The sequence below is a fragment of the Salininema proteolyticum genome (assembly GCF_042685645.1).
Taxonomy (GTDB): domain Bacteria; phylum Actinomycetota; class Actinomycetes; order Mycobacteriales; family Micromonosporaceae; genus Salininema; species Salininema proteolyticum.
In genome coordinates, this window is the sequence record NZ_JBHUNX010000001.1 from 480,247 (window position 1) to 505,855 (window position 25,609).

A 25,609-nucleotide genomic window follows, 5' to 3' on the forward strand; every position below is an offset into this window, starting at 1 on the left:
CGGGCCGGGCCCCGCACTCCGACACCGCCTAGCGACTGGACAGGACCATGCCCGACCATCTACTGCGCATGAAGGGGATCTCCAAGGAGTTCCCCGGAGTCAAGGCCCTCGACGGAGTCACCGTCGAAGTGGCCGAGGGAACCGTCCACGGGATCGTGGGCGAGAACGGCGCCGGCAAGTCGACGCTCATGAAGATCCTCAGCGGCGTCTACCCCCACGGCAAGTACGGCGGCGCCATCGAACTCGACGGCACCGAGGCGAGGTTCCGCGGCATCCGCCAGTCGGAGGCCGCCGGCATAGCCATCATCCACCAGGAGCTCGCCCTCGTCGGAGAGCTCTCCGCCGCCGAGAACCTCTTCCTCGGCAACGAGCGCGCCACCAAGGGCGTCATCTCCTGGGGCGAGACCAACCGCCGCGCCGCCGAACTGCTGAGCCGCGTGGGACTCGACATCGACCCCGGCGTCCTCGTCGACGACCTCGGCGTCGGGCGCCAACAACTGGTCGAGATCGCCAAGGCCCTCGCCAAGGACGTCCGCCTCCTCATCCTCGACGAGCCCACCGCCGCGCTCAACGAGATCGAGTCGCAGAAACTGCTCGAGCTCCTCAGAGGCCTGCGGAACGAGGGCGTTACCTGCCTGCTCATCTCCCACAAGCTCGACGAGATCCGCGACGTCTGCGACGCCGTCACCGTCATCCGCGACGGACGGACCATCGAGACCCTCCACGGCGGAGAGATCACCAACCCGAGGATGATCGCCTCCATGGTCGGCCGCGAACTCGCCGACCTCTACCCGCCCCGGACCCACGAGAAGCGCGACGTGGTCCTGCGGGTGGACGACTGGACCGTCGCCGACCCGCACGACCTCTCCAAGAACGCCATCGACGGCGCCTCGATCACCGTCCACGGCGGCGAAGTCGTCGGCCTCGCCGGGCTAATGGGCGCCGGCCGGACCGAGTTCGCCATGAGCCTCTTCGGCCGCAGCTGGGGCCGCTACCGCTCCGGAACGGTCGCCGTCGACGGAGAACCGGTCACCATGAAGTCCCCGCAGGCGGCCATCGCCGCCGGACTCGCCTACGTCACCGAGGACCGCAAGAACCTCGGACTGCACCTGGACTACTCCATCAGGGAGAACTTCAGCCTCGCCAACCTCTCGCGCATCCTCCGCGGCCGGCTCGTCAGCCCCGGACTCCAGGCCTCCCACGCCGAGACGCTCAAAGAGCAGCTCGGCGTCGTCGCCGCCTCCGTCGAACAGCCGGTGGGCAACCTGTCGGGAGGCAACCAGCAGAAGGTCGTCCTCGGCAAGTGGATCTTCACCGAACCGAAGGTCCTCATCCTCGACGAACCCACCCGGGGCGTCGACGTCGGCGCCAAGTACGAGATCTACGAGCTCGTCTTCTCCCTGGCCGCCCAGGGGATGGCGATCCTCGTCATCTCCTCCGAGCTGCCGGAGGTCCTCGGCATCAGCGACCGCGTCTACGCCATGAGCGCCGGACGGATCACCGGCGAGGTGCCGATCGCCGAGGCGAGCCAGGAGAGGCTCATGACCCTGATGACGAACGACAGCACAGAAAAGGCCCGAGCATGAGCACCGTCAAGAACAAGGCGGCGGAGTTCCTCCACCGCATCGACCTGCGGCAGTACGGCATGGTCATCGCACTGTGCTGCATCGCCCTGCTGTTCCAGGTCCTCGTCGTGGCAGAGATGGACCAGAACTTCATCACGCCGCGCAACATCACCAACATCATCGTCCAGAACTCCTACATCCTCATCCTCGCCATCGGCATGATGCTGGTGATCATCAACGGGCACATCGACCTCTCGGTGGGATCCGTGCTCGCCTTCACCGGCGCGGTCGCCGCCATAGCCTCCGGCACCTGGGGGCTCCCGTGGTGGGCGGCCGTCCTCATGGCCGTCGGAACGGGGGCGCTCATCGGCGCGTGGCAGGGCTTCTGGGTCGCCTACGTCGGCATCCCCGCCTTCATCGTCACCCTCGCCGGAATGCTCGTCTTCCGCGGACTCACCATCTGGGTCACCGAGTCCCGCAGCATCGCCGTCGGCGACGAGAGCTTCCGCATGCTCGGCTCCGGGTACTGGGGCGAACCGACCACCATCGGCGGCACCGCCATGCACCTGCCGACCCTCCTGATCGGCGTCGGAGCGGTCGTCGCCCTCACCTACGTCCAGATCGCCGACCGCCGCGAACGACTCCGCCACGGCCTGCCCGCCTCCTCGGCGGCCCTCTGGACGGTCAAGGCCGTCGCCGTCGCGGCGGTGACGCTCCTCTTCTCGGGAATGCTGGCGCTCTACAAGGGCCTGCCGGTCATCGGGATCATCGTCATCGGCCTGGTCGTGGTCTACACCTTCGTCACCAACCGGACCGTCTTCGGCCGCCACGTCTACGCCGGCGGCGGCAACCTCAAGGCCGCCGCGCTCTCCGGCGTCAACACCAAGGCCACCAGCTTCTGGGTGTTCGTCAACATGGGCGCGCTCGCCGGCCTGGCCGCCGTGGTCTTCACCGCCCGCGCCAACAGCGCCAACCCGCAGGCGGGCGAGATGTTCGAGCTGGACGCGATCGCCTCGGCCTTCATCGGCGGCGCCTCGATGAGCGGTGGCATCGGCACCGTCGTCGGAGCCGTCGTAGGCGGACTGGTCATGGGCGTCATGCGTCAGGGCATGTCCACTCTGGGCATCGGCCAGGACCAGGTCCAGATCATCCTCGGCCTCGTTCTGCTCGCCGCGGTGGTGTTCGACGTGTGGAACAAGAAGCGCACCTCCACCGCCCCGGCCGCCGAGGCCCGCGTTCCCGAGCAGAAGCGCGGGGAGGACTCCGAACCCGCGGCGGGCGAGGAGGAGAAGGCCTCCGACTGACCGGACCGGCGCCCCCGTGCCCCACGGCTCTTCCCTTCGCCGGGCGCGGGGGCGCCGGGCTCCGCGCCCGGGACCGGGCGACGGGCGTCTTCCCTTCGCCGCGAACGGCGCCGGGCTCCACGCCCGTGTCGGAGCCGTCCCCGGACGCGGCCCCCGGCCATGAGATGTTCAATTGATCGAATAACGTCATTAGATTCCGGGACACGCTCGCGCCGTAGCCTCGCGGCATGAGGATCGCCATAGTCACCGAGTCCTACCTGCCTCAGGTCAACGGAGTCTCGTACTCCGTGCACCGGCTGGCCGAGTTCCTGCACTCCCACGGGCACGAGACGCTGGTCATGGCCCCGTCCCCGAGCCGCCGCCAGGTCGCGCCGCACACTCCCTGGCCGGTGCACCACGTCCCGTCCGTCGGAGTTCCGCGCTACCGGGAGTTCCGCTTCGGCATCGCCACGCGCGGCGTGCGGCGGGCGCTGCGCGAGTTCCGGCCCGACGTCATCCACCTGGCCAGTCCCTTCGGATTCCCCTCGCGCGCCTGCGCGTACGCGGCCGAGGCGGGCGTCCCCGTCGTCGCGACCTGGCAGACCGACCTGCCCTCGTACTCCAAGATCTACGGCCTCGGCCGCCTCGAACCGTACATCTGGCGGCGCTTCCGCTCCATCCACTCGCACGCCGCGGTGAACATCGCCCTCTCGGACGACTCGGCACAGGCCATGCGGGGCAACGGCATCGAGAACGTCACCGTGATCGCCCACGGCGTCGACACCGACCGGTTCCGCCCCTCGGCGCGCAAACGGGAGCGGCGGGCGGTCCTGGCCCCCGACGGGGAGTTCCTCGTCGGATACGTCGGCCGCTTGGCCCGCGAGAAGCACCTGCACCTGCTGCGGGAGACGAGCGAGATCCCCGGCGTCAAGCTGCTGGTCGTCGGCGGCGGGCCCGCGGAGAAGTCGCTGCGCGCGGCGCTCCCGCGCGCGCAGTTCACCGGCGTGCTGACCGGCGACGACCTGTCGGAGACGTACGCCTCGCTGGACCTCTTCGTCCACCCCGGGCCCTTCGAGACCTTCGGGCGGACCGTCCAGGAGGCGCACGCCTCCGGCCTGCCCGTGCTGACCGTCGCCGCAGGGGGAGCGGGGGAGCTGGTCCGCCCCGGCCTGGACGGGGACTACATAGAGCTGGACGGCCCTTCGATCGCCGCCAAGGTGGCCGAGCTGACCAACCGCCGCGACATGCTGGCCGACTGGGGCCGGGCCGGCCGTCGCCGGGCGGAGGAGAGCCTCATGGCCTCGGAGCACGACCAGCTGCTGGAGCACCTGAGCCGGGCCGCGCGGGCGAAGAGCGGGGGAGCGGTGTCCTGAACCGCCTCCGCGCCTTCTCCGGAACCTTCGCCGCGGCCGGACGCCCGCGGCGAGCGCTAATATGGGTGCGTAACGCCCGCGCTATAATTGCAAGTAATTTGCGATAAGAGTTCCGAGGAGTCCGATTGTCCGGCAAGGCCCGCCCCATCGTCCATTACGGCGACCCCGTCCTGCACCGCCCGAACAAGACCGTCACCGAGTTCGGCCCCGAGCTGTCCGACCTCGTCGACGACATGTTCGCGAGCATGTACGAGGCCGACGGCGTCGGGCTCGCCGCCAACCAGATCGGCGTCGACGCCCGCGTCTGGGTCATGGACTGCCCGACCGACGAGGGCGGGAGCATGGTCGCCCACATCGTCAACCCCGTCCTGGAGGCGGTCGAGCGCCCCGGCGGAGAGCGCAACCTCGTCGTGGAGAACGAGGGCTGCCTGTCGGTGCCCGGCGAGTACTACGACGTCGCCCGCCCCGACTACGCCCTGGTCTCCGGCCAGGACAAGAACGGCGACCCGATCACGCTGGAGGCCGAGGGTTACACGGCGCGCTGCCTGATCCACGAGACCGACCACACCAACGGCACCGTCTACGTCGACCGGCTGCCCACCAAGATCCGCAAGAAGCTGCTGAAGGGCGCCGGACTGAAGGTCTGAGCCGGACGTCGGAGGCGTCGGATAGGCTGCCGTCATGGCAACGAGACTGCACACCACCGTCCTTGACTGTCCCGACCCGAACGCGCTGGCCGACTTCTACCAGGCGCTGCTGGGCCTGGAGCGGCTCGAGTCCGAGGAGGACTGGGCCAGTGTCGGGCCCTCCCAGACCGACAAGCGCCTGGGTTTCCAGCTGGCGCCGGAGTTCTCCCCGCCCGCCTGGCCCGGCGCGGGCGAGCTGCAGATGCACCTGGACTTCTGGGTCGACGACGTCGAGACCGAACACCGTCGGGCGATCGAGCTGGGCGCGAAGCGCCTCGACGCCTCCGCGCCGGACTTCTGGGTCTACGCCGATCCGGCCGGGCACATCTTCTGCCTCTGCTGGTGACCCGGGGCCGGGGGCCGATCTCCCCAGCGGTGTCGGTCCCCGCCGCTATGCTGGCCCCATGAGCGTGACGACGTGTATGACCGTCCTCAACTGCCCGGATCCCCGGGCCCTGGCGTCCTTCTACGAGCAGGTCCTCTCCTGGCGCCGGATCGACGACGACGAGTCCTGGACCTCCCTGGGGCCGAGCCCGGAGGACGAGCGGCTCGGGTTCCAGCGCGCGCCGGACTTCATTCCGCCCTCCTGGCCGGAGAACCCGGGAACCCTGCAGACGCACACCGACCTCTACGTCGACGACATCGCGGCCGAGCACGAACGCGTGACGAGCTTGGGCGCGAACCTGATCGACGGTTCGCACGAGAACTTCCGGGTCTACTCCGACCCGGCCGGGCACCTTTTCTGCCTCTGCATCCCGCCGTCCGAACGATAGACCTCGGCCCGCGGACCACCCGCCCCCCGGTGATCCTGAGGCGGCCTGCGCTCCAGGCCGCCTCAGGGCGAACGCCTCTGCCCTATCCCAGGTCCGGCCTGCGGGCCGCCCCTATGGCCGCGATGGCGCCGACCTCCACGAGCGCGCCGGGAACGCCCAGGCCGGCGACCTTCACGACGGTCACGGTCGTGGGGTGGTCGCCCCAGGCCTTCTGCGCACCCGCGAAGGCCGTCTGCACGTCGGCGCCCTCGACCAGGTGGATGTCGAGCTTCACGGTGTCCTCTCGGCGGGCCCCGGCCTCTTCCAGGCAGGCGACCACGTTCGACACCGCCTGCTCGGCCTGGGCGGCGAGGTCGTCGCCGACGAGTGAGCCGTCCGAGTCGACGCCGTTCTGACCGCCCACGTAAACGGTGGCGTGAGGGCCGGTCACCTTGATCGCCTGAGAGTAGGCGGGGTTGGTGTGCATGGAGTCCGGATTGATGTGTTCAAGTGACATGGGCGACAGTCTATCGGCAAACCCGCCCGTGGAGAACCGTTCAGCGTGCGCCTTTTCGGCCCGTTTCCCCCAGCAGGCCCGCCTGGACGTTGGCCATGATCGAAATGGCATGGGCCGCTTCGAAACCGGGAACGCCGACGTCGAGCAGCCGCTGCCGGAACGACGCGAGCGGGACGGGCTCGTAGGCGATCGCGCGCCCGAGCTTCTCACCGAGCCCGGCGGCCAGTTCTTCCCCGCCCACCGCCTCGGTGCCGGCCAACTCGACGACCTCGCCGACGTGAGCGGAGGGATCGAGCGCGACGTCGGCGGCGACGTCGGCCAGGTCCTCCCGCGGAATCGCCGCGACCCTTCCCCGTCCCAGGGGCAGGCTCAGCACGCCGTCCGCGACGTTGGCCTCAGCGAACGCGTCGAACAGCTCCGTGTAGAGGCCGTTGCGCAGGATCGTGAAGGGAATCCCCGACTCCCGGACGATCCTTTCCGTGTAGCGGTGGGCCAGAGCGATGCCGAGCCGTTCGCCCGCCCCCACGAGGCTGGTGTAGACGACGTGGCCGACCCCGGCGGACACGGCCGCCTCCACGACATTGCGGTGCCGCTCCATGACGACGTCGTCCTCCGCGTAGCCCGCCGAGACGAACACGAGCGTGTCCACTCCGGCGAAGGCCGGAGTGAGCGTCGCGGGGCGGTCGAAGTCCACCCGGCGTGCGCCGTCGGACGGGTTTCGCGTGCCCGCGGCGGTCTCGACGCCGCGCTCGCCGAGCTTTCGTACGATAGCCGAACCGAGTGCGCCGGAGGCTCCGGTAACGAGAATCATGGGGTCCGCCTTTCCGAGTCGGGATGATGCGGTCTCCATGGTGGGTTGGAAAAAGGCGGAGTGTAAGGAGGCACAGCGATGTCGGTTGCGAACACGGAGGTAACCCTCCAGGGGGCCGAGGGCGGGCGAACCGGTCCCTGTGGCGAGGACGACTGCGGTATCCGAGAGATCCTGGACCGCATCGGCGACAAGTGGAGCGTCCTGGTGGTCATGGAGTTGTCGCACGGGCCTCGGGGATTTCGCGACCTGCAGCGCGCCGTCCCCGGAATCTCGCAGCGGATGCTGACCCTCGTCACCAAGAACCTGCGGCGCGACGGGCTCGTCGAGCGCGAAGTCTTCGCCACGAACCCGCCCACGGTCGAGTACCGCCTGACAGGGCTGGGAGCGCGCCTGAGGGAACTGGTGGACCACATGGCCGACTGGTCGCGGGAGCACGTTCCCGGCATCGAGCGGGCCCGCGAAGAGTGGGACGCACGCCGAGACGGGTAGGAACGGTGCCAGGGGCCGCCGCGCTGCGGGGGAACGGCCGGACTTCCGGGAACGTCCGGTCTCTTGGGGAATGCCCGGTCTTTTGGGAATGAGAAAGGCCCCGGTCTCCCGGAGCCTCTGTTCGGTGCGCCGCCAGGGACTCGAACCCCGAACCCGCTGATTAAGAGTCAGCTGCTCTACCACTTGAGCTAGCGGCGCGTGCTGCGTTCTGGCTTTCGCCTTTGCAACGAGGAAAACTTTAGCACGGTTCGGCCCGCCCCTTGGGAGGTGAGGGGCGGGGGTATGACGTGCGCATCTTTTTCGGTCCGAAAGGCCTGGGAGAGAGGGGCGTGGAAAGGGGACGGGCGTGGAATCACAGGAGTGGCGGGAACGGCCGGCGCCGCGGTTCCGGGCCATGACCGGATCTCCTGACAGCGGCCGAGAACTCCCGGGTGGAAGGCGGATCGCGGGGGAGCGGCCGGGATCTCGGGTGAAATGAAGAAAGGCCCCGGTTTCCCGGAGCCTCTGTTCGGTGCGCCGCCAGGGACTCGAACCCCGAACCCACTGATTAAGAGTCAGTTGCTCTACCACTTGAGCTAGCGGCGCGTGCCACGGTGTGAACATGTGCTGTTCATCCGCAACGAGATAAAACTCTAGCACGGCCCGCGGCTCCTCGTTGACAGGGGGTGTCCCAGGCTAAGCTTAGTCCGTGGCTAGTTTTATTGATCGGGTGAAGTTGCAGGTCAGCGCCGGAAACGGTGGTAATGGGTGTGTGTCCCTCCACCGGGAGAAGTTCCGTCCGCTGGGCGGACCCGACGGCGGTGACGGCGGGCACGGGGGCGACGTCATATTCTATGTCGACCCCAATGTGCACACGCTGCTCGACCTGCACTTCCAGAGGCACCTCAAAGCGGGTAACGGGAACCAGGGGCGCGGTGACAACCGCGACGGCGCCCGTGGCGAGACGCTGCGCGTGCCGGTCCCGAACGGCACCGTCGTGTTCGTCGACGGCGCCGAGTTCGCGGATATGACCGGCAAGGGCACCGAGGTGACGGTCGCCAAGGGCGGCCGGGGAGGGCGCGGCAACGCGCACCTGGTCAGCAAGCAGCGGCGGGCGCCGGGCTTCGCGGAGCTGGGCGAGCCGGGCGTGGACCACGAGGTCGTCATGGAGCTCAAGAGCGTCGCCGACGTCGGCCTCATCGGCTACCCCTCGGCGGGCAAGTCGTCGCTCATCGCGGCCATGTCGGCCGCCCGCCCGAAGATCGCCGACTACCCGTTCACGACTCTGACGCCCAATCTCGGCGTCGTCGCGGCCGGCGAGACCACCTACACCATCGCCGACGTGCCGGGCCTGATCCCGGGCGCGGCGTCGGGCAAGGGCCTGGGGCTCGAGTTCCTCCGCCACATCGAGCGCTGCGCGGTCCTCGCGCACGTGGTCGACACGGCGAACCTGGAGTCGGACCGCAACCCGGCCGCGGACATCGCGGTCATCGAGAGGGAGCTGGAGGAGTACGGCGGCCTCGCGGAGAAGCCGCGCGTGATCGTCCTCAACAAGGTCGACATCCCCGACGGCAAGGACCTCGCCGAGATCATGCGGCCCGAGCTCGAGGAGTTCGGTTGGCCGATCTTCGAGGCCAGTGCGGTCAGCCGAGCGGGCCTCAAGGAGCTGAACTTCGCGTTCGCCAAGGAGGTCGAGGAGCACCGCGCCGCCCAGCCGGAGATCGAGGGGCCGCGTGTGGTCATCGCGCCGAAGGCCCTCGACTCGGACAAGTTCACCGTGCGGCGTCTCACCCCGGCCTTCGAGGGGGACGTGGAGTTCGAGGTCACCGGTGCCAAGCCGGAGCGGTGGCTGCGGACGACGAACTTCGACAACGAGGAGGCCATCGGCTACCTCGCCGACCGCCTCGCCAAGCTGGGCGTGGAGCAGGCGCTGGTCAACGAGGGCGCCGAGCCGGGCTCGGTGGTCCGCATCGGCGACCGCGAGTTCGAGTGGGAGCCGACCGACCCGGAGCTGATCGCCACGGTCAGCCCGCGCGGCACGGACCCCCGCTTCGAGCGCAGCGACCGCAAGTCCGCCGAGGAGCGGCGCGCCGAGCACGACGCCCGCCGCGCCGACCGCCTGGAGCGCATCCGCCTGGAGAAGGAGGCGAAGGGCAAGTCCCGCCGCAACCGCTAGCGATCGTTTAACGGACATAACGCGAGGCCGCCGGGGAACTCCCCGGCGGCCTCGCGTCTTTGCTGATCAGGCCCACGGTGTGACTTAGAATAAATACGAAACCGTATCGTTTTGAAAATGGTATGGTGAAGGCATGTCATCTTCACCATCAGCAATGTCCGAGGAAACACCGGAGGCTCCCGCCGGTATTCCCGAGGACGAGGGACACCCGCGGCGCTGGTTCATCCTCGCCGTCCTCGTCCTCTCCCTCATGGTCGTCGTGCTCGACAACACCGTGCTCAACGTCGCCATGAAGACCCTCGCCGACCCCGAGGCCGGTCTCGGAGCCACCCAGAGCGACCTGGCCTGGATGATCAACTCCTACACCCTGGTCTTCGCCGGCCTCCTCTTCGCCTTCGGCGTCATCGGCGACAAACTCGGGCGCAAGAGAATGCTCCTGATCGGCCTCGTCGTCTTCGGCGTCGCCTCGCTCCTGTCGGCCTACGCCGCCAGCCCCGCCCAGCTCATCTGGTACCGTGCCCTCCAAGGCGTGGGCGCCGCCGCGATGATGCCGGCCACCCTGGCGATCCTCCGCACCGTCTTCTCCAACAAGGAGTTCCCCAAGGCGCTCGGCATCTGGACCGCCGCCGTCGGCGCGGCCGGCGCCGTCGGTCCCATCCTCGCCGGCACCCTGCTCGACCACTTCTGGTGGGGCTCGATCTTCCTCATCAACGTGCCGGTCGTCGCCGTCGCCCTCGTCCTCATCGGCGTTATGGCCCCCGAGTCGAAGGGCCGCAACGTCAAGACCGACTTCGTCGGCATGGCGCTCTCGATCGCGGGACTGGTCGCCCTCACCTACGGCATCATCGAGGCCGGCGACTCGGGCGACTGGACCAGCCCCGAAGTCTGGGGCACCCTGGTCGTCGGCATCGGCGTCCTGGCCGCCTTCGTCCTCTGGGAGCTGCGCATCCCGCACGCCTCCCTCGACCCGCGGCTGTTCAAGAACAAGCGCTTCGCGGCCTCGTCCGGCATCATCTCGCTGGTCTTCTTCGCCTCGCTCGGCGTGTTCTTCTTCATGACGTTCTACGTCCAGATCGTCCGCGGCTACACGCCCCTGCAGGCCGGGCTTCTGTTCGTGCCGTTCGCGGGCATGATGCTCATCTTCGCCCCGCTGTCCAACACCCTGGTCAACCGCTTCGGCCCCAAGACCGTCGGACTGTTCGGCCTGACGCTGGTACTGACGTCCATGCTCATCGCCACTCAGCTGGAGCAGGAGACGTCCCTTGGCTTCGTCATCGCGCTGTTCGCCATCCAGGGCGTCGGGATGTCCAACCTCATGCCGCCGGCCATGAACACCCTCATGTCCTCGGTCTCCCGCGAGCACGCCGGAGTCGCCTCGGCCCTGGCCAACACGCTCCGCCAGGTCGGCGGCGCGCTCGGCGTCGCCGTGATGGGCACGATCATGGCGCAGAACTACCGCGCCGGGATCACCGACGCCGCGCCGCAGCTGCCCTCGGAGGCCGCCGAGTCGATCTCGTCGACCTACGGGGCCGTCGAGACCGGAGCGATCCCGCCCGAACAGGCCGAAAGCCTCATGACGGCGGCCAACGCCACCTTCATGGACGCCCTCCACGTCACCGCTTGGGCCTCCGTCGGAGTGGTGGTCCTGGGCTTCGTCATCGTCGGCCTCTTCTTCCCGACGAAGGGCCAGGCCATGAGGCAGGCCGCTGACGCCGAGAGGAAACCCGAACCCGCCATGGCCGAATGAGACAATAGTCCGGTGAAGAGAGGTCGAGTGATGGACAACGAGGAAAACTGCGCACCGTCGCAGGGCCGGCCGCGCAGTCGTGAGGCGAGCGTGTCGATCCTCACCTCCGCACTCGACCTCCTCGCCGAGCGCGGCAGCCTCAGCGCCGTCAGCATGGAGGCCATCGCCGAACGGGCCGGAGTTTCGAAGGCCACCGTCTACCGCCGCTGGTCCTCCAAGGAGGAGCTCGTCGCCGCCGCGATCGACAACGTCAAGGCCCCGGTGGTCGACGACCTGCCCCACCGCACCGTCCGCGAGGACCTCCTCATCACCGCCGCGGTCATGGGCAAGAACCACGGACCGCGCGAAGAGGCCGTCTTCCACATCGTCCACGCGGAGATGAAGGGCAACGAGGAGATGCGCCGGCACCACGACCGGTTCATGGAGGCCCGCCGCGCCATCGTCCGCGAGATCTTCACCCTCGGCAAGGAACGCGGCGAACTGCGCGAGGACGTCGACGTGAACCTGGCGGTGGCCATGTTCGTCTCCCCGATCATCAGCATCCGCGCCTACAAGGGCTTCCCCGAGCTCGACGACGAGAACCTCCCGGTGAAGGTCATCGACACCCTCCTCGAGGGAATGCTCACCCGCTGACTCAGTCCGCCCGCAGGCGGTAGCCCATGCCCGGCTCGGTCAGCAGGTAACGGGGCATGGCCGGGTCGGCCTCCAGCTTCTTCCGCAACTGCGCCATGTACTGCCGCAGATAGTTCGTCTCCCGGCCGTAGCCCGGGCCCCACACCGCCCGCAGCAGATGCCGCTGCGGCACCAGCTTCCCGGGATGGGCCAGCAGCTCCCCCAGCAGCGCCCACTCCGTCGGCGTCAAGTGCACCGCCTCCCCGCCCCGGACGACCTCCTTGGCCGCCAAGTCGACCCGGCAGTCGCCCAGCACCACCGACTCGCCCCGCTCCGAGGGCTCCGAACCCGTGCGCCGCGACAGGGCCCGCACCCGGGCCAGCAGCTCCCCGATGTCGAAGGGCTTGGTCACGTAGTCGTCCGCCCCCGCGTCCAGCGAGGCGATCTTCTGCCGCGACTCGGTCCTCCCCGACAGCACCAGGATCGGCGCCTTCGACCAGCCCCGCAGCCCCTCGATGACCTCCACGCCCTCCATATCGGGCAGACCCAGGTCCAGGATCACCAGGTCCGGCGGGACCGCCGCCGCCGTCCTCAGCGCGGCCCGCCCCGAGTCGGCCAGCGCCACCTCGTAACCGTGCGCCGCCAGATTGATCCGCATCGCCCGCAGGATCTGCGGCTCGTCGTCCACCGCCAGGATCTTAACCATCCGAGTCCCTCTCCTCTCTCGCCGCCGGCAACTCCACCACCATCGTCAGCCCGCCGCCCGGCGTCACCTCCGGAGCCACCGAACCGTCCATCGCCTCCGCCAGACCCCGCGCCAAGGCGAGACCGAGCCCCACTCCCGAGGCGTTGTCCCTGTCGCCCAGCCGTTGGAACGGGGTGAACATGGTGTCGTGATCGGCGGGATCCACTCCCGGCCCGTGATCGATCACCCTCAGCTGCACCGCATCGCCCAGGGAACTCGCCGTGATCTGCGGCGGTCGCCCGTCGGGGGAGTGGCGCAGCGCGTTCCCCACCAGGTTGGCCACGATCCGCGAGGCCAGGCCGACATCGGCCAGCACCTCGGGCAAGTCCGCCGGAACCCGTATATCCCCCAGCGGGGAGTCGAAGTCCCGCAGCGCGTGGGCGACTATGTCCTCCCAGCCGACCGCCACCGGGATCACCCCCAGTGTTCCCGCCTGGAGGCGGCTCATGTCCAGGAGGTTGTCGACCAGCGCCGTCAATCGCGTCAATGACAGGTCAGCGGCGTCCAACAGCTCGGCCCGGTCCTCCTCGCTGAACCCCGCGCTCCCGTCCTGCAGGCTGTTGACCGCCATGCGCGCCGAGGCCAGGGGAGTACGCAGATCGTGCGAGACCGCCGCCAGCAGCGCCGTCCGCATCCTGTCGGTGTCGGCCAAGGCGCGCGAGCGCTCCGCCTGTTCGGCCAGCCGCGACTCCTTCAGAGCCGCCGCCGCGTGGATCGCGAAGGCCTGCACCATCCTCCGCTCGGCAGCGTGCAGGGTGCGCCCCCCGCACCGCCAAGGTGAGGTCGCCGTCGATGAGGATGTCGTTGTCCGCCTCCCCGGGAGTGGCGCAGGCGGGACCGGCCGATCCGACGACCTGCCACGTGCGCTCCTCGTGGCGCTCGCGCGGTCCGCTCGACGGCCCCCGGCGCTCCAGAAGGGACACCGAATCCAGGCCGAACGTCTCCTGGAGCAGGCTCAGCACCGCCGGAAGCCTGCCGTCCGAGCGCAGCACGTTCGTCGCCAAAGCCGCCAGCGTCTGGGCCTCGGCCCCAGCACGCGCCGCCGCCCGGGCCCGCCGCGCGGAGATGTTGACGACCGTCGCCCCGCCCAGCGCCAGGAGCACGAACACCACCAGCGTGAGGACCTGGTCCCGGCTGGTCATGAAGAAGGTGTTGAGGGGGTCGGTGAAGAAGAAGTTCAGCCAGGCGAAACCCGTCAACGCCCCCAGCAGCGCCGGCCACATGCCCCCGGCGAGCGTCACGGCCATGACCGCCGACAGCACGATGAGCATGACATTGGTCAGCGGGATCGTCTCGCGCAACGGCACGAGCGCCATGATGAGCAGGGGAATCCCGACCAGGGCGAGGCCGAGACCGGCGAGCCGCCGCCGCTGCCCCGGAACGCCCCGCCGCGAAGGGGCCTTCACCCGGCGGACGTTCTCGTGCGTGACGAGGTGGACGTCGATCGAACCCGACATCGCGGTGACCGCGTTGCCGATCCCCCGCGAGAACAGCTGCGCGAAATGCCCGCGCCGGCTCGCGCCGAGCACCAGCTGCGTCGCGTTGACGCCGCGCGCGAAGTCGAGCAGCGCCTCCGGCGTCGACTCCCCGACGACCTGGTGGAAGGAACCCCCGTAGTTCTCGACGAGGCCGCGCTGGCGAGCCAGGTCCCTCGCGACCTTCGCCGTCGACAGCCCGTCCCCGGCCGCGACGTACACCGCCTTGAGGTCGGCGCCGTTGCGAGCGGCGATCCGCGCCGCGCGGCGGATGAGGGTCTCCCCCTCCGAACCGCCCGACAGGGCCACGACCACGCGCTCCTTGGACTCCCAGGTCGCGGTGATCTCCTTCTCGCTGCGATACCGCTCCAGCTGGGACTCGACCTTGTCGGCCAGCCACAGCAGGGCGATCTCGCGCAGCGCGGTGAGGTTCCCGACGCGGAAGTAGTTGGACAGGGCCGCGTCGATCTTCTCCGGCGGGTAGACGTTCCCGTGCTGCATGCGCTTGCGCAGCGCCTCGGGGGTTATGTCGGCCAACTCGATCTGGTCGGCCCGCCGCACCACCTCGTCGGGGACGGTCTCCCTCTGCTGCACGCCGGTGATCGCCGCGACCACGTCGTTGAGCGAGTCCAGATGCTGGATGTTCACCGTCGAGACGACGTCGATCCCCTCGTCGAGGAGCACGTCGATGTCCTGCCAGCGCTTCTCATGGGCCGACCCGGGGACGTTCGAGTGGGCCAGCTCGTCGACGAGCAGGACCTCCGGGCGCCGCCGCAGCGCGCCCTCCAGGTCGAACTCCTCGAAGTCGCCGCCCCGGTAGGAGACTGGCTTCCGTGGCAGGACCGGCAGGTCGCCGACCATCCGGGCCGTCTCGCCGCGCCCGTGGGTCTCGACGAACCCCACCACCACGTCGGCCCCGCGCTCGCGGCGCCGCGCGGCCTCGGCCAACGCCGCGTACGTCTTGCCCACCCCGGGCGCGGCCCCGAGGTAGATGCGGAACTCCCCGCGTGCCATAACAGCCTTCCTGAGAAAAGCCGGGAGGGCCGGCGCGAAACGCCCGCCCTCCCGGCACCCCGGACTAACGGACCGGACGGGTCTCGTCCAAGTCCAGGTTCAGCTCGAGCACGTTGACCGCCGGGTCTCCCATGAAGCCGAGAGCCCGGCCGCCGGTGTGCCTGTCCACCAGCGACTCTAGCTCGGACTCCTCCATGCCGCGGGCCTGTGCGACCCGCTTCACCTGCAACTCCGCGTACTCAGGGGAGATGTGCGGATCCAGGCCGGAGGCGGAGGCGGTCACCGCGTCGGCCGGAACCTCCGGCTCGTCCGGCGCGTCCCCCCTGACGGGGGTGACGACGGCGCGGTCGTACTCCTTCCCCTCCTCGGCGCACTCGACGGGCGCTCCCTTCCACTCCTCGCGGAAGGGGCGGTCCACCGTCCCGCAGACCTCGTTGAGGCTGACCACGCGCACGATGTCGCCGGTCAGGCCCTCGGAGTAGAAGACTCCCAGAACCGCTCCGACGGCGGAGTCCCCGGACTCGGCGCAGTAGGGGCGCGAACCGTCGACGCCCTCGCGCTCGCCGACGGCGAGGCTGCGCGAGCAGACCTGTGTCAGGAGGCTTTCTCCGTCGGGGCCGTCCAGCACGTCCTCGGGGCCCAGGTTGGTCGCCGAGGTGTTGAGCGGGTCGTAGCCCTCTCCCGCGGCGGAGGGGCGGGACTGGAAGTAGTGCTCCACGGCGTCGCCGTCCTCGTCAGTGAAGGACTGTCCTATGAGGGAGGATCCCACGACCTCGCCCTCGTCGTTGTGGACGAGCGAGCCGTCGGCCCTGTCCTTCAGACCGGGCGCCTGGGCGGCGGCCAGGACGGCCAGCGGGTAGACGATCCCGGTGACGGCGGTGAAGACGAGCAGGGCCCTCAGCCCGGCCGTGTGCGTGGTGATCCAGCGCGGTAGACGGGTCATTTTCAAACCACCCCCGGGATGAGAGAGACGAGCGTGTCGATGAGCTTGATGCCCGCGAACGGCACGATGACGCCGCCGAGGCCGTAGACGAGCAAATTGCGCCGCAAGAGCTTCGCGGAGCCCACCGGCCGGTAGGCCACTCCCTTGAGCGCCAGCGGCAGCAGCGCCGCGATGATGACCGCGTTGAACACCACCGCGGAGATGATCGCCGACTCGGGACTGGCCAGGCCCATGACGTTGAGCGCGCTCAGGCCCGGGTAGACGGCCATGAACACCGCCGGGATGATGGCGAAGTACTTGGCGATGTCGTTGGCGATCGAGAAGGTCGTCAGCGCGCCCCTCGTCATGAGCAGCTGCTTGCCGACCTCGACGATCTCGATGAGCTTGGTCGGGTCGGAGTCGAGGTCGACCATGTTGCCGGCCTCCTTGGCCGCCGAGGTGCCCGTGTTCATGGCCACCCCCACGTCGGCCTGTGCCAGTGCCGGCGCGTCGTTGGTGCCGTCGCCGGTCATGGCGACCATGCGGCCGGACTCCTGCTCCTTCCTGATGAGGTCGAGCTTGTCCTCCGGCTTCGCTTCGGCGAGGAACCCGTCGACGCCGGCCTGGTCGGCGATGGCCTGGGCGGTGCGGGGGTTGTCGCCGGTCACCATGACCGTGCGGATGCCCATGGCGCGCAGCTGCTCGAACCGCTCGACCATGCCCTCCTTGACGACGTCGGACAGGGAGACCACGCCGATCACCGCGGCCGGGGCGTCCCCGGTCCGCTCGGCGACGACCAGCGGCGTGCCGCCCTTGTCGGAGATGCGGTCCACGGTCTCGGCTACGTCGACGGGGTAACTGCCGTCGTGTTCACGGACCCACGCGGCCACCGCGTCGGCGGCGCCCTTGCGGATCCTCCGGACACCCTCCTCGCCGGGCAGGTCCACGCCGCTCATGCGGGTCTCCGCCGAGAAGGGGACCCATTCGGCGCCGTCGGCGATCGCGGTGTCCCCGCCGTGCTCTTCCACGGCCAGGTCGACGATCGACCGCCCTTCCGGCGTCTCGTCGGCCAGGGAGGAGAGCCTCGCCGCGTCGGCCAGCCGCCGCTCCTCCAAGCCCGTCGCGGGCAGGAACGCGTCGGCCATGCGGTTGCCGTAGGTGATGGTGCCGGTCTTGTCCAGCAGGAGCGTGTCCACATCTCCCGCCGCCTCCACCGCGCGTCCCGACATGGCCAGGACGTTGCGCTGCACGAGCCGGTCCATGCCGGCGATGCCGATGGCGCTCAAGAGGGCCCCGATGGTCGTCGGGATCAGGCACACCAGCAGCGACACCAGGACGATGCCCGTGACGCCGTCGCCGGTGATGACGTTCGTGTCCGGCGCGGCGGCGTTGACGTCCTTGGAGTAGATCGCCGCCGGCTGCATGGTGACCACGGCCAGCAGGAAGATGATCGTCAACGCCGCCAACAGGATGTTGAGCGCGATCTCGTTGGGGGTCTTCCTCCTCTGGGACCCCTCCACCAGACTGATCATCTTGTCGAGGAAGGACTTCCCCGGCTCGGCGGTGATCTCCACGACCACCCGGTCGGACAGGACCTTGGTGCCGCCCATGACGGCGCAGCGGTCGCCCCCGGACTCCCGGATGACCGGGGCCGACTCGCCGGTGATGGCGGACTCGTCCACCGAGGCGATTCCGGCCACCACGTCTCCGTCGCCGGGGATGGTCTCCCCGGCCTTCACGACGACCAGGTCGCCGCGTTCGAGCACCGAGGCCGGGACTTCGGTCGTCTCGGCGTCCGGCCCGTCGGCCCTGCCGACTGCCATGTGCGCCACGGTGTCGGTCTTGGTCCGGCGCAGGGAGTCGGCCTGGGCGCTGCCGCGCCTCTCGGCCACGGCCTCCGACCACGCGGCGAACCACACCGTCGCCCACAGCCAGGCCACGATGGTCCAGGCGAACACGCTCGGATCGGCCACGGCCAGGACCGTGGTGAACACGGCACCTATCTCCACGATGAACATGACCGGGTTGCGCCACAGCGTCCTCGGGTTCATCTTCGCCGGCGCCTTGGGCGCGGCGGCGGTCCATTGGCCCATGTCCAGCAGGCCGTTCTTCTTCTCCGGAGCGGGAGCCTCCGGCTCCGTCTCCGGGCGTTCCAGTACGTCGGTCACTTCAGACTCCTACATCAGGCCTTCGGCGATGGGGCCCAAGGCGAGCACCGGCAGGAACGTGAGGGCGACCAGAATGAGGGTCACTCCTACGACCAGGCCTGTGAACAGGGGCGTGTGGGTGGGGAACGCGCCGACCTTCGTCAGCACCGCCGTTCCGCCCGAACCGGTCTCTTCTCCCAGGGCGGGCCTCTGCCTCGCCAGCGACCCGGCGAGGGCCAGGGCCAGGATGATCGGCAGGAAGCGGCCGAACAGCATGCACAGTCCGAGCACCGTGTTGAACCACGGCGTGTCGGCCCCGAACCCGGCGAAGGCCGAGCCGTTGTTGTTCGACGCGGAGGCGAAGGCGTACATCATCTCCGAGAAGCCGTGCCGCCCGTCGTTGGACATCGAGTCCAGGTTGCCGGGGACCGACAGCGACAGAGCGAGGCCCGTCAAAAGGAGCGCGGGTGTCACCAGGAAGTACAGCGACGCCAGTTTGATCTCCCGGGCGCCGATCTTCTTGCCCAGGTACTCGGGCGTGCGCCCGACCATGAGGCCGGCGAGGAAGACGGTGATCACCGCGAGCACGAGCATGCCGTACAGGCCGGTCCCGACTCCTCCCGGAGCGACTTCGCCGAGCATCATGTTGAGGATCAGCATGCCGCCGCCCAGCGCGGTGTACGAGTCGTGGAAGGAGTTGACCGACCCCGTCGACGTCAGCGTCGTGGCGGTGCCGAACACCGCCGAGTCGGTGACGCCGAAGCGGACCTCCTTGCCCTCCATGGCGGCCGTGACCGCCGAGGGCACCGTTCCGTCTGCGAGGTTCTCGAAACCGACCACCGCGGTCACCGAGATGAGCGCGATGACGCCCATGACGCCGACGATGGCCAGCCCCTGGCGCTTGTCGCCCACGATCCTGCCGAAGACCCTCGGCATGGCGAAGGGAACGCACAGCAGCAGGAAGATGATGACGAAGTTGGTCCACGCCGTCGGGTTCTCGAACGGGTGGGCCGCGTTGACGTTCATGATGCCGCCGCCGTTGGTGCCGAGGTCCTTGATGGCCTCCTGGCTGGCGACCGCGCCGCCGGTGATCGTCTGCTCGGCGCCCGTCAGCGTCGTCGCCTCCGCACCGGTCAGGTTCTGGACCGCTCCTCCCGCGATGAGCACCACGGCCGCGACCGTCGAGATCGGAAGGAGCACCCACGTGACGATCCTGGTCAGATCGACCCAGAAATTGCCGATCCTCCCCGTCGCCTTCGCCGCGAACCCGCGGCACAGCGCCACGGCCACGGCGATGCCCACCGCCGCCGAGACGAAGTTCTGCACGGCCAGCCCGGCCGTCTGGACGAGGTGTCCCATGACCGCCTCGCCCGAATAGGCCTGCCAGTTCGTGTTCGTCACGAACGACACGGCCGTGTTCCAGGCCAGGTCGGCGTCCACTCCCTCCATGCCGTTGGCCAGCGGCAGATGGTTCTGCAAGCGCTGGAAGCCGTAGAGGAACAGGATCGAGACCGCCGAGAAGGCCAGGAGCGCACGGGCATAGCCGCCCCAGGTCTGGTCCTGGTCGGCCTTGACGCCCACCAGCCGGTAGACGGCCTTCTCGACCTTCGCGTGCTTCTCGCGCGTCACCACGCGGTGTATGTAGTCGCCGAGCGGCCTGTAGGCCAGCGCCAGAACGGCGATCATCAAGAGGATGAAGACGATTCCGGCCGCCGAGTCCGACGGAGTGCCGATCGCCGAGTATGTCTGCTTCACTAGAATCGCTCCGGGAACAAGAGGGCCATTGCGAGGAAGGCGCCGAGCACCAGGGCCGCGACGACCCCTATCAGATTGACGACGCTCATATCTTCTCCACCGCCTTCACGACCGTGCCGAGGACGAGGAAGCCCGCGACGGTCAAGGCGAGGAATGCAATGTCGGGCATATCGCGCTGTACTCCTGACGAGAACGGGTGCCGGCTTTTGAGGCCGGCACCCTGGCCACGGCGCGCGCGGGGGGACGGAATCCCCATGGGCCCCTGGGGCCCACGGCAGGAACGGGTCCGCTACGCGCCCTTTCCGACGGCGTTCTCACGCCGTCGAAACGAGTAAACGTCGCGATTCGCGCAAAGTGAAGAGTCCTTGACAGCCTCCATACGGATCCCAGGGGAATCTTGACGGGTTATTGACGGTCTAGCCCGCCAGGCGCTCCAGGAGCTCCTCCATCAGGGCCTTCTCGCCCTTGGTCAGTCCACAATCCTCCGTCGCCGCCAACGTGCTGCGCAGCTTCGCCGCCTGCGCCGCCAACGGGCTCTTCGTACGGACCTCCCGCGAAGAGATCATGCCCGTCACCGAGTCCCGGCTGACGTCCGACAGCCCCAGGTCCCTGTCCTCCTCGGGAGAGTCGATGAGATAGAGCGTCACGCCGATGTTCGCCGACAGGATCAGGTCCGCCGCCGTCTCCACGTCGACGGTCAGTTCTCCCTGGGCCGCGATCCGTCCGACCAGGCTCCGCAGCATCGCCTTGGCCTCGCCCATCGGGCCGCGGACCATCCCCTCCGCCGTGACCCGGCCGAACATCAGCCGGTAGAGGTCCGGGTTCTCCAGACCGAAGCGCACGTGTCCGTCCCACCCCGAGCGCAGATCCGCCAGCGCGTCGTCGGACCCCTCCAGGGCCTTCTTCGCACCCAGGTAGCGCTCGAAGCCCGCCTCCGCCACCGCGTCCAGCAGACCCTCCTTGTCCCCGAAGAGCCGGTACAGAGCGGGCGCCTGCACGCCGGCCTCCTCGCATACCGCCCTGGTCGACAGGGCCTTTACCCCCTGCTCCTCGACCAACTTCATCGCCGCACGCACCAGGCGTTCCCTGGATTCACTGTTCGTCATGTTAGCGATGTTACCAGAACTATGGTAGCGTCGTGTTAACATCGATATTGCAACACTGATATCACCGATAACGCAAAGGACGATCATGCGCGACGCACAACTCGGAACTACCAGCCCCGTCACCACCGCGAACCTCGGACTCGGCCTCATGGGCATGTCCGCCCTCTACGGGCCCGCCGACCAAGAAGAAGCCGTCAAGACCATCCACTCCGCCCTCGACGCCGGCGTCACCCTCCTCGACACCGGGGACTTCTACGCCATGGGCGACAACGAAATGCTCCTCAACCGCGCGCTGCGAGGCCGCGACCGCGACCAGGCCCTCATATCCGTCAAGTTCGGCGCCCTCCGCGGCCCCGACGGCGCCTGGTTCGGCTACGACCTCCGGCCCGAGGCCGTCAAGAACTCCCTCGCCTACAGCCTCAAGCGCCTGGGCGTCGACCACATCGACATCTACCGGCCCGCCCGGCTCGACCCGAACGTCCCCATCGAGGAGACCGTCGGCGCGCTCGCCGAAATGGTCGAGGCCGGCTACATCCGCCACATCGGGCTCTCCGAAGTCGGCGCGGAGACCATCCGCCGCGCCCACGCCGTCCACCCGATCACCGACGTCCAGATCGAGTACTCCCTCTTCAGCCGCGGCATCGAGCGGGACGTCCTGCCCGCCGTCCGCGAACTGGGCATCGGCGTGACCGCCTACGGCGTCCTCTCCCGCGGGCTGCTCTCCGGGCACTGGACCCCCGACCGGGGCCTCTCCGGCCAGGACTTCCGCTCCTTCAGTCCCCGCTTCCGCGACGAGAACCTCGACCGCAACCTCTCCCTCGTCGAGCGACTCCGCAAGGTCGCCGAGGCCAAAGGGCTGACCACCGCCCAGGCGGCCATCGCCTGGGTCGCGGCCCAAGGCACGGACATCGTTCCGCTGGTCGGCGCTCGCACCCGCGAACGCCTCGCCGAGTCCCTCGCTGCTGCCGACGTGGAGCTCACCCAGTCCGACCTCGACGCCATCTCCGCCGCCGTGCCCGCCGACCGGGTCGCCGGAGACCGCTACCCGGAACCGCTCATGGCCGAACTCGACAGTGAGAAGTGAGCACTTCGAGGGGCCGGGTCACCGGCCCCTCTGCGCGTACCAGTCACGCACCCGGTCCTTCAACCCCGGAGCCTGACCGCACGCGGTTGCGCTGATATCGGCCAGCGTCTTCGACGCCAGAGCCTTCCGCCACTCCAACTCCGCCGACTTCATCGCCCCGTCTATCGCGCACGGCAGTTTGAAGGCCGACTCCGGCTCATCCGCCCACACGCCCTTCTGTCGGATCTCGGTGCACTGAAAGGCCTCTTGCGGCCCCTCTATCGCCGCCACGACGTCCATCAACGTGATCTCCTCCAACGGCCTGGCCAGCCGGAAGCCGCCCTTCTTCCCGGCCGTGGAGGTCAGGATTCCCGCCTTCGCCAACGGCTGCAACTGCTTGTTCAGATAATGCGCAGGCAGCTCGAACGCCGCCGCCAGCTTCGCCGTGGGCATCGCCTCGCCGTCCATCCAGTCCAACACCAGGCAGCAATGCGCCGCCCACTCCACGCCCTCACTCATCTTCATGGCGCGATCCTAACCCCCAACGGCCTTGACAGAACTTATCTAGACAAATAATATCTAGATTATGAACAAGACTTCGAACCCGGTCCACCTGGCCCGCGCCTCTTCCGCCGAAAAGCTCGACCACGCCCACGGCAGCGTCATGACCCTCCTCGCCGACGCCGCCCAGACTTCCGGCCACCTCTCCATCACCCGCTCCAGCTTCCCCAAGGGCGCCGACGGCGCGCCTCCCCATTTCCACACGAAGTACACCGAGTCCCTCTTCGTCATCTCCGGCCGGCTCCAAGTGCTCGTCAACGAATCAACCGAGATCCTCGAAGCCGGCGACTTCATCCACTTGCCCGCTTCCACGCCACACGCTTTCGGCGCCACCTCCGACTCCGACGCCGACGTGCTCGCCGTCTTCTCACCCGCGGCCGACCGTTTCGATTACTACCGCCTTCTCGAGCGCGTCGTTAAAGGAAGCGCCGACGCCTCCGAGATCCCCGCTTCGAGCCTGGAATACGACAACAACTACGTGCCCAGCCCGGCTTGGGAAGCGGCTCGCGCTCGCTGAAATATTGCGCCCCAATGGTCATGACCAGCGATCCTGCTTATTCTGCTCCAACTCGCGTCTGCCCCAATGGAGTGCTGGGTCACTACTGTCAACCCCCTTTTTCAGGGCTCCCGGACCAATGCCGTAGATTATTTCTTGTCGCCGGGACAACCGGACAGACGGACAGGAAAACGACGAACCGGGTTCGGTGAGTGGTTGTTGGTCTGGAGGGTTGGTGGCGGTCTTCGGCTTTGCTAGTCGTCGGGGTCACAGGGGGTCGTTATTGACTCTGGTTGTGGTTCTGGTAGATTAGTGGGGTTGCTCCGATCGGGGAAAGTCAAGCGAAGCTTACTGGATCTGGTTGTGGCGTGTTGTTTGAGAACTGAACAGGGTGTTTGGATGGTCAGCGTGCGGGCCATTGGATTTGCTGGGGGCTTTCGGGTTTCTGGTGGGTTCATGGTTTGTATTTGACTGTTGATTTCTTTATTTACAAGAATCGGTCAGGTATCGCTTCGGCACATTCTATTTATAGTTTTTTGTTGGAGAGTTTGATCCTGGCTCAGGACGAACGCTGGCGGCGTGCTTCACACATGCAAGTCGAACGGAAAGGCCCCTTCGGGGGTACTCGAGTGGCGAACGGGTGAGTAACACGTGAGTAACCTGCCCTAGGCTCTGGGATAACCATTGGAAACGGTGGCTAATACCGGATATGACATCGGATCGCATGGTCTGGTGTGGAAAGTTTTTTCGGCCTGGGAGGGGCTTGCGGCCTATCAGTTTGTTGGTGGGGTAGTGGCCTACCAAGACGGCGACGGGTAGCCGGCCTGAGAGGGCGGCCGGTCACATTGGGACTGAGATACGGCCCAGACTCCTACGGGAGGCAGCAGTGGGGAATATTGCACAATGGGCGGAAGCCTGATGCAGCGACGCCGCGTGGAGGATGACGGTTTTCGGATTGTAAACTCCTTTTATTCATGACGAAGGCATGGTTTTTGCTGTGTTGACGGTAGTGTTTGAATAAGCGCCGGCTAACTACGTGCCAGCAGCCGCGGTAAGACGTAGGGCGCGAGCGTTGTCCGGATTTATTGGGCGTAAAGGGCTCGTAGGCGGCTTGTCGCGTCTGCCGTGAAAGGCCTCGGCTTAACTGGGGTTTTGCGGTGGATACGGGCAGGCTTGAGGCAAGTAGGGGAGATTGGAATTCTACGTGTAGCGGTGGAATGCGCAGATATGTGGAGGAACACCGGTGGCGAAGGCGGATCTCTGGGCTTGTACTGACGCTGAGGAGCGAAAGCATGGGGAGCGAACAGGATTAGATACCCTGGTAGTCCATGCTGTAAACGGTGGGCGCTAGGTGTGGGGTGGTTTTTCTGCTCTGTGCCGTAGCTAACGCATTAAGCGCCCCGCCTGGGGAGTACGGTCGCAAGGCTAAAACTCAAAGGAATTGACGGGGGCCCGCACAAGCGGCGGAGCATGCGGATTAATTCGATGCAACGCGAAGAACCTTACCTGGGTTTGACATCACCCGGACGCTGCTAGAGATAGTGGTTTCTTCGGACTGGGTGACAGGTGGTGCATGGCTGTCGTCAGCTCGTGTCGTGAGATGTTGGGTTAAGTCCCGCAACGAGCGCAACCCTTATCCTGTATTGCCAGCACGTAATGGTGGGGACTTGCGGGAGACTGCCGGTGTTAAACCGGAGGAGGGTGGGGATGAGGTCAAGTCATCATGCCCCTTATGTCCAGGGCTTCACGCATGCTACATTGGCCGGTACAGCGGGCAGCGATACCGTGAGGTGGAGCGAATCTCTGTAAAGCCGGTCTTGGTTCGGATTCGAGTCTGCAACTCGACTCGATGAAGGTGGAGTCGCTAGTAATCGCAGATCAGCAACGCTGCGGTGAATGCGTTCCCGGGCCTTGTACACACCGCCCGTCACGTCATGAAAGTTGGCAACACCCGAAGCCTGCGGCCTAACCCCTTGTGGGGAGGAGCGGTCGAAGGTGGGGCTGGCGATTAGGACGAAGTCGTAACAAGGTAGCCGTACCGGAAGGTGCGGCTGGATCACCTCCTTTCTAAGGAGTCTATGGAGGCTACGGTGAAGTTTTAGTAACTGTTGGTTTCCGACCATCCCGATCGTTGAAGAGGTGACATTCGGTTGTCTCTGTGAGTGTTCGGGGTGTGTAAGACTGAATGTTTTTTTGGTGTGTCAGAGCAAGACGTACGTTGATTATCCTTCAGCACCAGTGAGAGAGTACTTTGTGTTTTCTTCTGGTGCTGGCACCCTGTTTAGGTTCTGAGGCAATACGTCTCGGAGCCTGGTCTGTTTCTGAAGCCGCGTGT

21 protein-coding genes, 2 tRNA genes, 1 rRNA gene and 1 pseudogene are annotated in these 25,609 nt (G+C 67.6%); 13 read left to right on the top strand and 12 right to left on the bottom strand.

Annotation, left to right across the window (positions count from 1 at the left end; genetic code table 11):
• The first annotated feature begins 47 nt into the window (after positions 1-47).
• From ACFTE1_RS02170 to ACFTE1_RS02195, 6 genes are all read left to right on the top strand, one after another.
• A complete protein-coding gene (locus ACFTE1_RS02170; RefSeq protein ID WP_380620457.1) occupies positions 48-1,586 on the top strand; it encodes an ATP-binding cassette domain-containing protein in 1,539 nt (512 codons plus the stop codon).
• Positions 1,583-2,869, top strand: coding sequence for a multiple monosaccharide ABC transporter permease (mmsB, locus tag ACFTE1_RS02175; protein ID WP_380620459.1), 1,287 nt, complete (start codon positions 1,583-1,585; stop codon positions 2,867-2,869). Before ACFTE1_RS02170 ends, mmsB begins: the two co-directional genes overlap by 4 nt.
• A gap of 227 nt (positions 2,870-3,096) precedes the next feature.
• Positions 3,097-4,221 carry a glycosyltransferase family 4 protein gene (locus ACFTE1_RS02180; RefSeq protein ID WP_380620461.1) on the top strand — a complete coding sequence of 375 codons (1,125 nt, stop codon included), beginning with the start codon at positions 3,097-3,099 and terminating at the stop codon, positions 4,219-4,221.
• 125 nt (positions 4,222-4,346) lie between these two features.
• A complete protein-coding gene (def, locus tag ACFTE1_RS02185; RefSeq protein ID WP_380620463.1) occupies positions 4,347-4,868 on the top strand; it encodes a peptide deformylase in 522 nt (173 codons plus the stop codon).
• Between the two features lie 34 nt (positions 4,869-4,902).
• Entirely contained in the window at positions 4,903-5,253 is a 351-nt protein-coding gene (locus ACFTE1_RS02190; protein WP_380620465.1) for a VOC family protein, read from the top strand.
• Positions 5,254-5,311: 58 nt separating this feature from the next.
• Positions 5,312-5,680, top strand: a complete 369-nt coding sequence (locus tag ACFTE1_RS02195; RefSeq protein ID WP_380620467.1) for a VOC family protein — start codon at positions 5,312-5,314, stop codon at positions 5,678-5,680.
• Between the two features lie 82 nt (positions 5,681-5,762).
• Here the strand turns inward: ACFTE1_RS02195 and ACFTE1_RS02200 are convergent, their stop codons facing one another.
• Complete coding sequence (locus ACFTE1_RS02200; protein WP_380620469.1) at positions 5,763-6,176, bottom strand: RidA family protein; 414 nt, start codon at positions 6,174-6,176, stop codon at positions 5,763-5,765.
• 40 nt (positions 6,177-6,216) lie between these two features.
• Entirely contained in the window at positions 6,217-6,987 is a 771-nt protein-coding gene (locus tag ACFTE1_RS02205; protein WP_380620471.1) for an NmrA family NAD(P)-binding protein, read from the bottom strand.
• 78 nt (positions 6,988-7,065) lie between these two features.
• Between ACFTE1_RS02205 and ACFTE1_RS02210 the strand changes: the two genes are divergently transcribed.
• Positions 7,066-7,476, top strand: coding sequence for a winged helix-turn-helix transcriptional regulator (locus ACFTE1_RS02210; RefSeq protein ID WP_380620473.1), 411 nt, complete (start codon positions 7,066-7,068; stop codon positions 7,474-7,476).
• 125 nt (positions 7,477-7,601) lie between these two features.
• On the opposite strand, the gene ACFTE1_RS02215 is transcribed toward ACFTE1_RS02210, so the two are convergent.
• Positions 7,602-7,674 (bottom strand) — tRNA-Lys (locus ACFTE1_RS02215).
• Positions 7,675-7,988: 314 nt separating this feature from the next.
• Positions 7,989-8,061 (bottom strand) — tRNA-Lys (locus tag ACFTE1_RS02220).
• A 103-nt stretch (positions 8,062-8,164) separates the two neighbouring features.
• On the opposite strand from ACFTE1_RS02220, the gene obgE reads away from it, so the two are divergent.
• The 3 genes from obgE to ACFTE1_RS02235 all read left to right on the top strand — a co-directional run bounded on the left by obgE (position 8,165) and on the right by ACFTE1_RS02235 (position 12,011).
• Positions 8,165-9,631 carry a GTPase ObgE gene (gene obgE, locus ACFTE1_RS02225; protein ID WP_380620475.1) on the top strand — a complete coding sequence of 489 codons (1,467 nt, stop codon included), beginning with the start codon at positions 8,165-8,167 and terminating at the stop codon, positions 9,629-9,631.
• A gap of 154 nt (positions 9,632-9,785) precedes the next feature.
• Complete coding sequence (locus ACFTE1_RS02230) at positions 9,786-11,378, top strand: MFS transporter (RefSeq protein WP_380620477.1); 1,593 nt, start codon at positions 9,786-9,788, stop codon at positions 11,376-11,378.
• A 30-nt stretch (positions 11,379-11,408) separates the two neighbouring features.
• Positions 11,409-12,011, top strand: coding sequence for a TetR/AcrR family transcriptional regulator (locus ACFTE1_RS02235; protein WP_380620479.1), 603 nt, complete (start codon positions 11,409-11,411; stop codon positions 12,009-12,011).
• A gap of 1 nt (position 12,012) precedes the next feature.
• On the opposite strand, the gene ACFTE1_RS02240 is transcribed toward ACFTE1_RS02235, so the two are convergent.
• The 7 genes and pseudogenes from ACFTE1_RS02240 to ACFTE1_RS02270 all read right to left on the bottom strand — a co-directional run bounded on the left by ACFTE1_RS02240 (position 12,013) and on the right by ACFTE1_RS02270 (position 21,154).
• Positions 12,013-12,696, bottom strand: coding sequence for a response regulator (locus tag ACFTE1_RS02240; protein WP_380620481.1), 684 nt, complete (start codon positions 12,694-12,696; stop codon positions 12,013-12,015).
• Positions 12,689-15,224: pseudogene (locus tag ACFTE1_RS02245) on the bottom strand (ATP-binding protein). The gene ACFTE1_RS02240 and the pseudogene ACFTE1_RS02245 overlap by 8 nt, the downstream one beginning before the upstream one ends.
• Before the next feature lie 64 nt (positions 15,225-15,288).
• Entirely contained in the window at positions 15,289-16,167 is an 879-nt protein-coding gene (locus ACFTE1_RS02250; protein WP_380620485.1) for a potassium-transporting ATPase subunit C, read from the bottom strand.
• A gap of 2 nt (positions 16,168-16,169) precedes the next feature.
• Entirely contained in the window at positions 16,170-18,314 is a 2,145-nt protein-coding gene (gene kdpB / locus ACFTE1_RS02255; RefSeq protein WP_380620487.1) for a potassium-transporting ATPase subunit KdpB, read from the bottom strand.
• Positions 18,315-18,323: 9 nt separating this feature from the next.
• A complete protein-coding gene (gene kdpA / locus ACFTE1_RS02260; protein WP_380620489.1) occupies positions 18,324-20,048 on the bottom strand; it encodes a potassium-transporting ATPase subunit KdpA in 1,725 nt (574 codons plus the stop codon).
• On the bottom strand, positions 20,048-20,137 hold the full coding sequence (locus ACFTE1_RS02265) for a potassium-transporting ATPase subunit F (protein ID WP_380620491.1): 90 nt from the start codon (positions 20,135-20,137) through the stop codon (positions 20,048-20,050). Before ACFTE1_RS02265 ends, kdpA begins: the two co-directional genes overlap by 1 nt.
• 327 nt (positions 20,138-20,464) lie before the next feature.
• Positions 20,465-21,154, bottom strand: coding sequence for a TetR/AcrR family transcriptional regulator (locus ACFTE1_RS02270; RefSeq protein ID WP_380620493.1), 690 nt, complete (start codon positions 21,152-21,154; stop codon positions 20,465-20,467).
• Positions 21,155-21,239: 85 nt separating this feature from the next.
• Between ACFTE1_RS02270 and ACFTE1_RS02275 the strand changes: the two genes are divergently transcribed.
• Positions 21,240-22,238, top strand: coding sequence for an aldo/keto reductase (locus tag ACFTE1_RS02275; protein WP_380620495.1), 999 nt, complete (start codon positions 21,240-21,242; stop codon positions 22,236-22,238).
• An 18-nt stretch (positions 22,239-22,256) separates the two neighbouring features.
• Here the strand turns inward: ACFTE1_RS02275 and ACFTE1_RS02280 are convergent, their stop codons facing one another.
• The gene (locus tag ACFTE1_RS02280; protein ID WP_380620515.1) at positions 22,257-22,736 is read right to left on the bottom strand and encodes an RrF2 family transcriptional regulator; all 480 of its coding nucleotides are present in this window, start codon (positions 22,734-22,736) and stop codon (positions 22,257-22,259) included.
• A 67-nt stretch (positions 22,737-22,803) separates the two neighbouring features.
• On the opposite strand from ACFTE1_RS02280, the gene ACFTE1_RS02285 reads away from it, so the two are divergent.
• Together ACFTE1_RS02285 and ACFTE1_RS02290 are read left to right on the top strand one after the other, a co-directional pair.
• Entirely contained in the window at positions 22,804-23,295 is a 492-nt protein-coding gene (locus tag ACFTE1_RS02285; RefSeq protein WP_380620497.1) for a cupin domain-containing protein, read from the top strand.
• 515 nt (positions 23,296-23,810) lie between these two features.
• Positions 23,811-25,341: ribosomal RNA gene (locus ACFTE1_RS02290) — 16S ribosomal RNA — on the top strand.
• Positions 25,342-25,609: the final 268 nt, after the last annotated feature.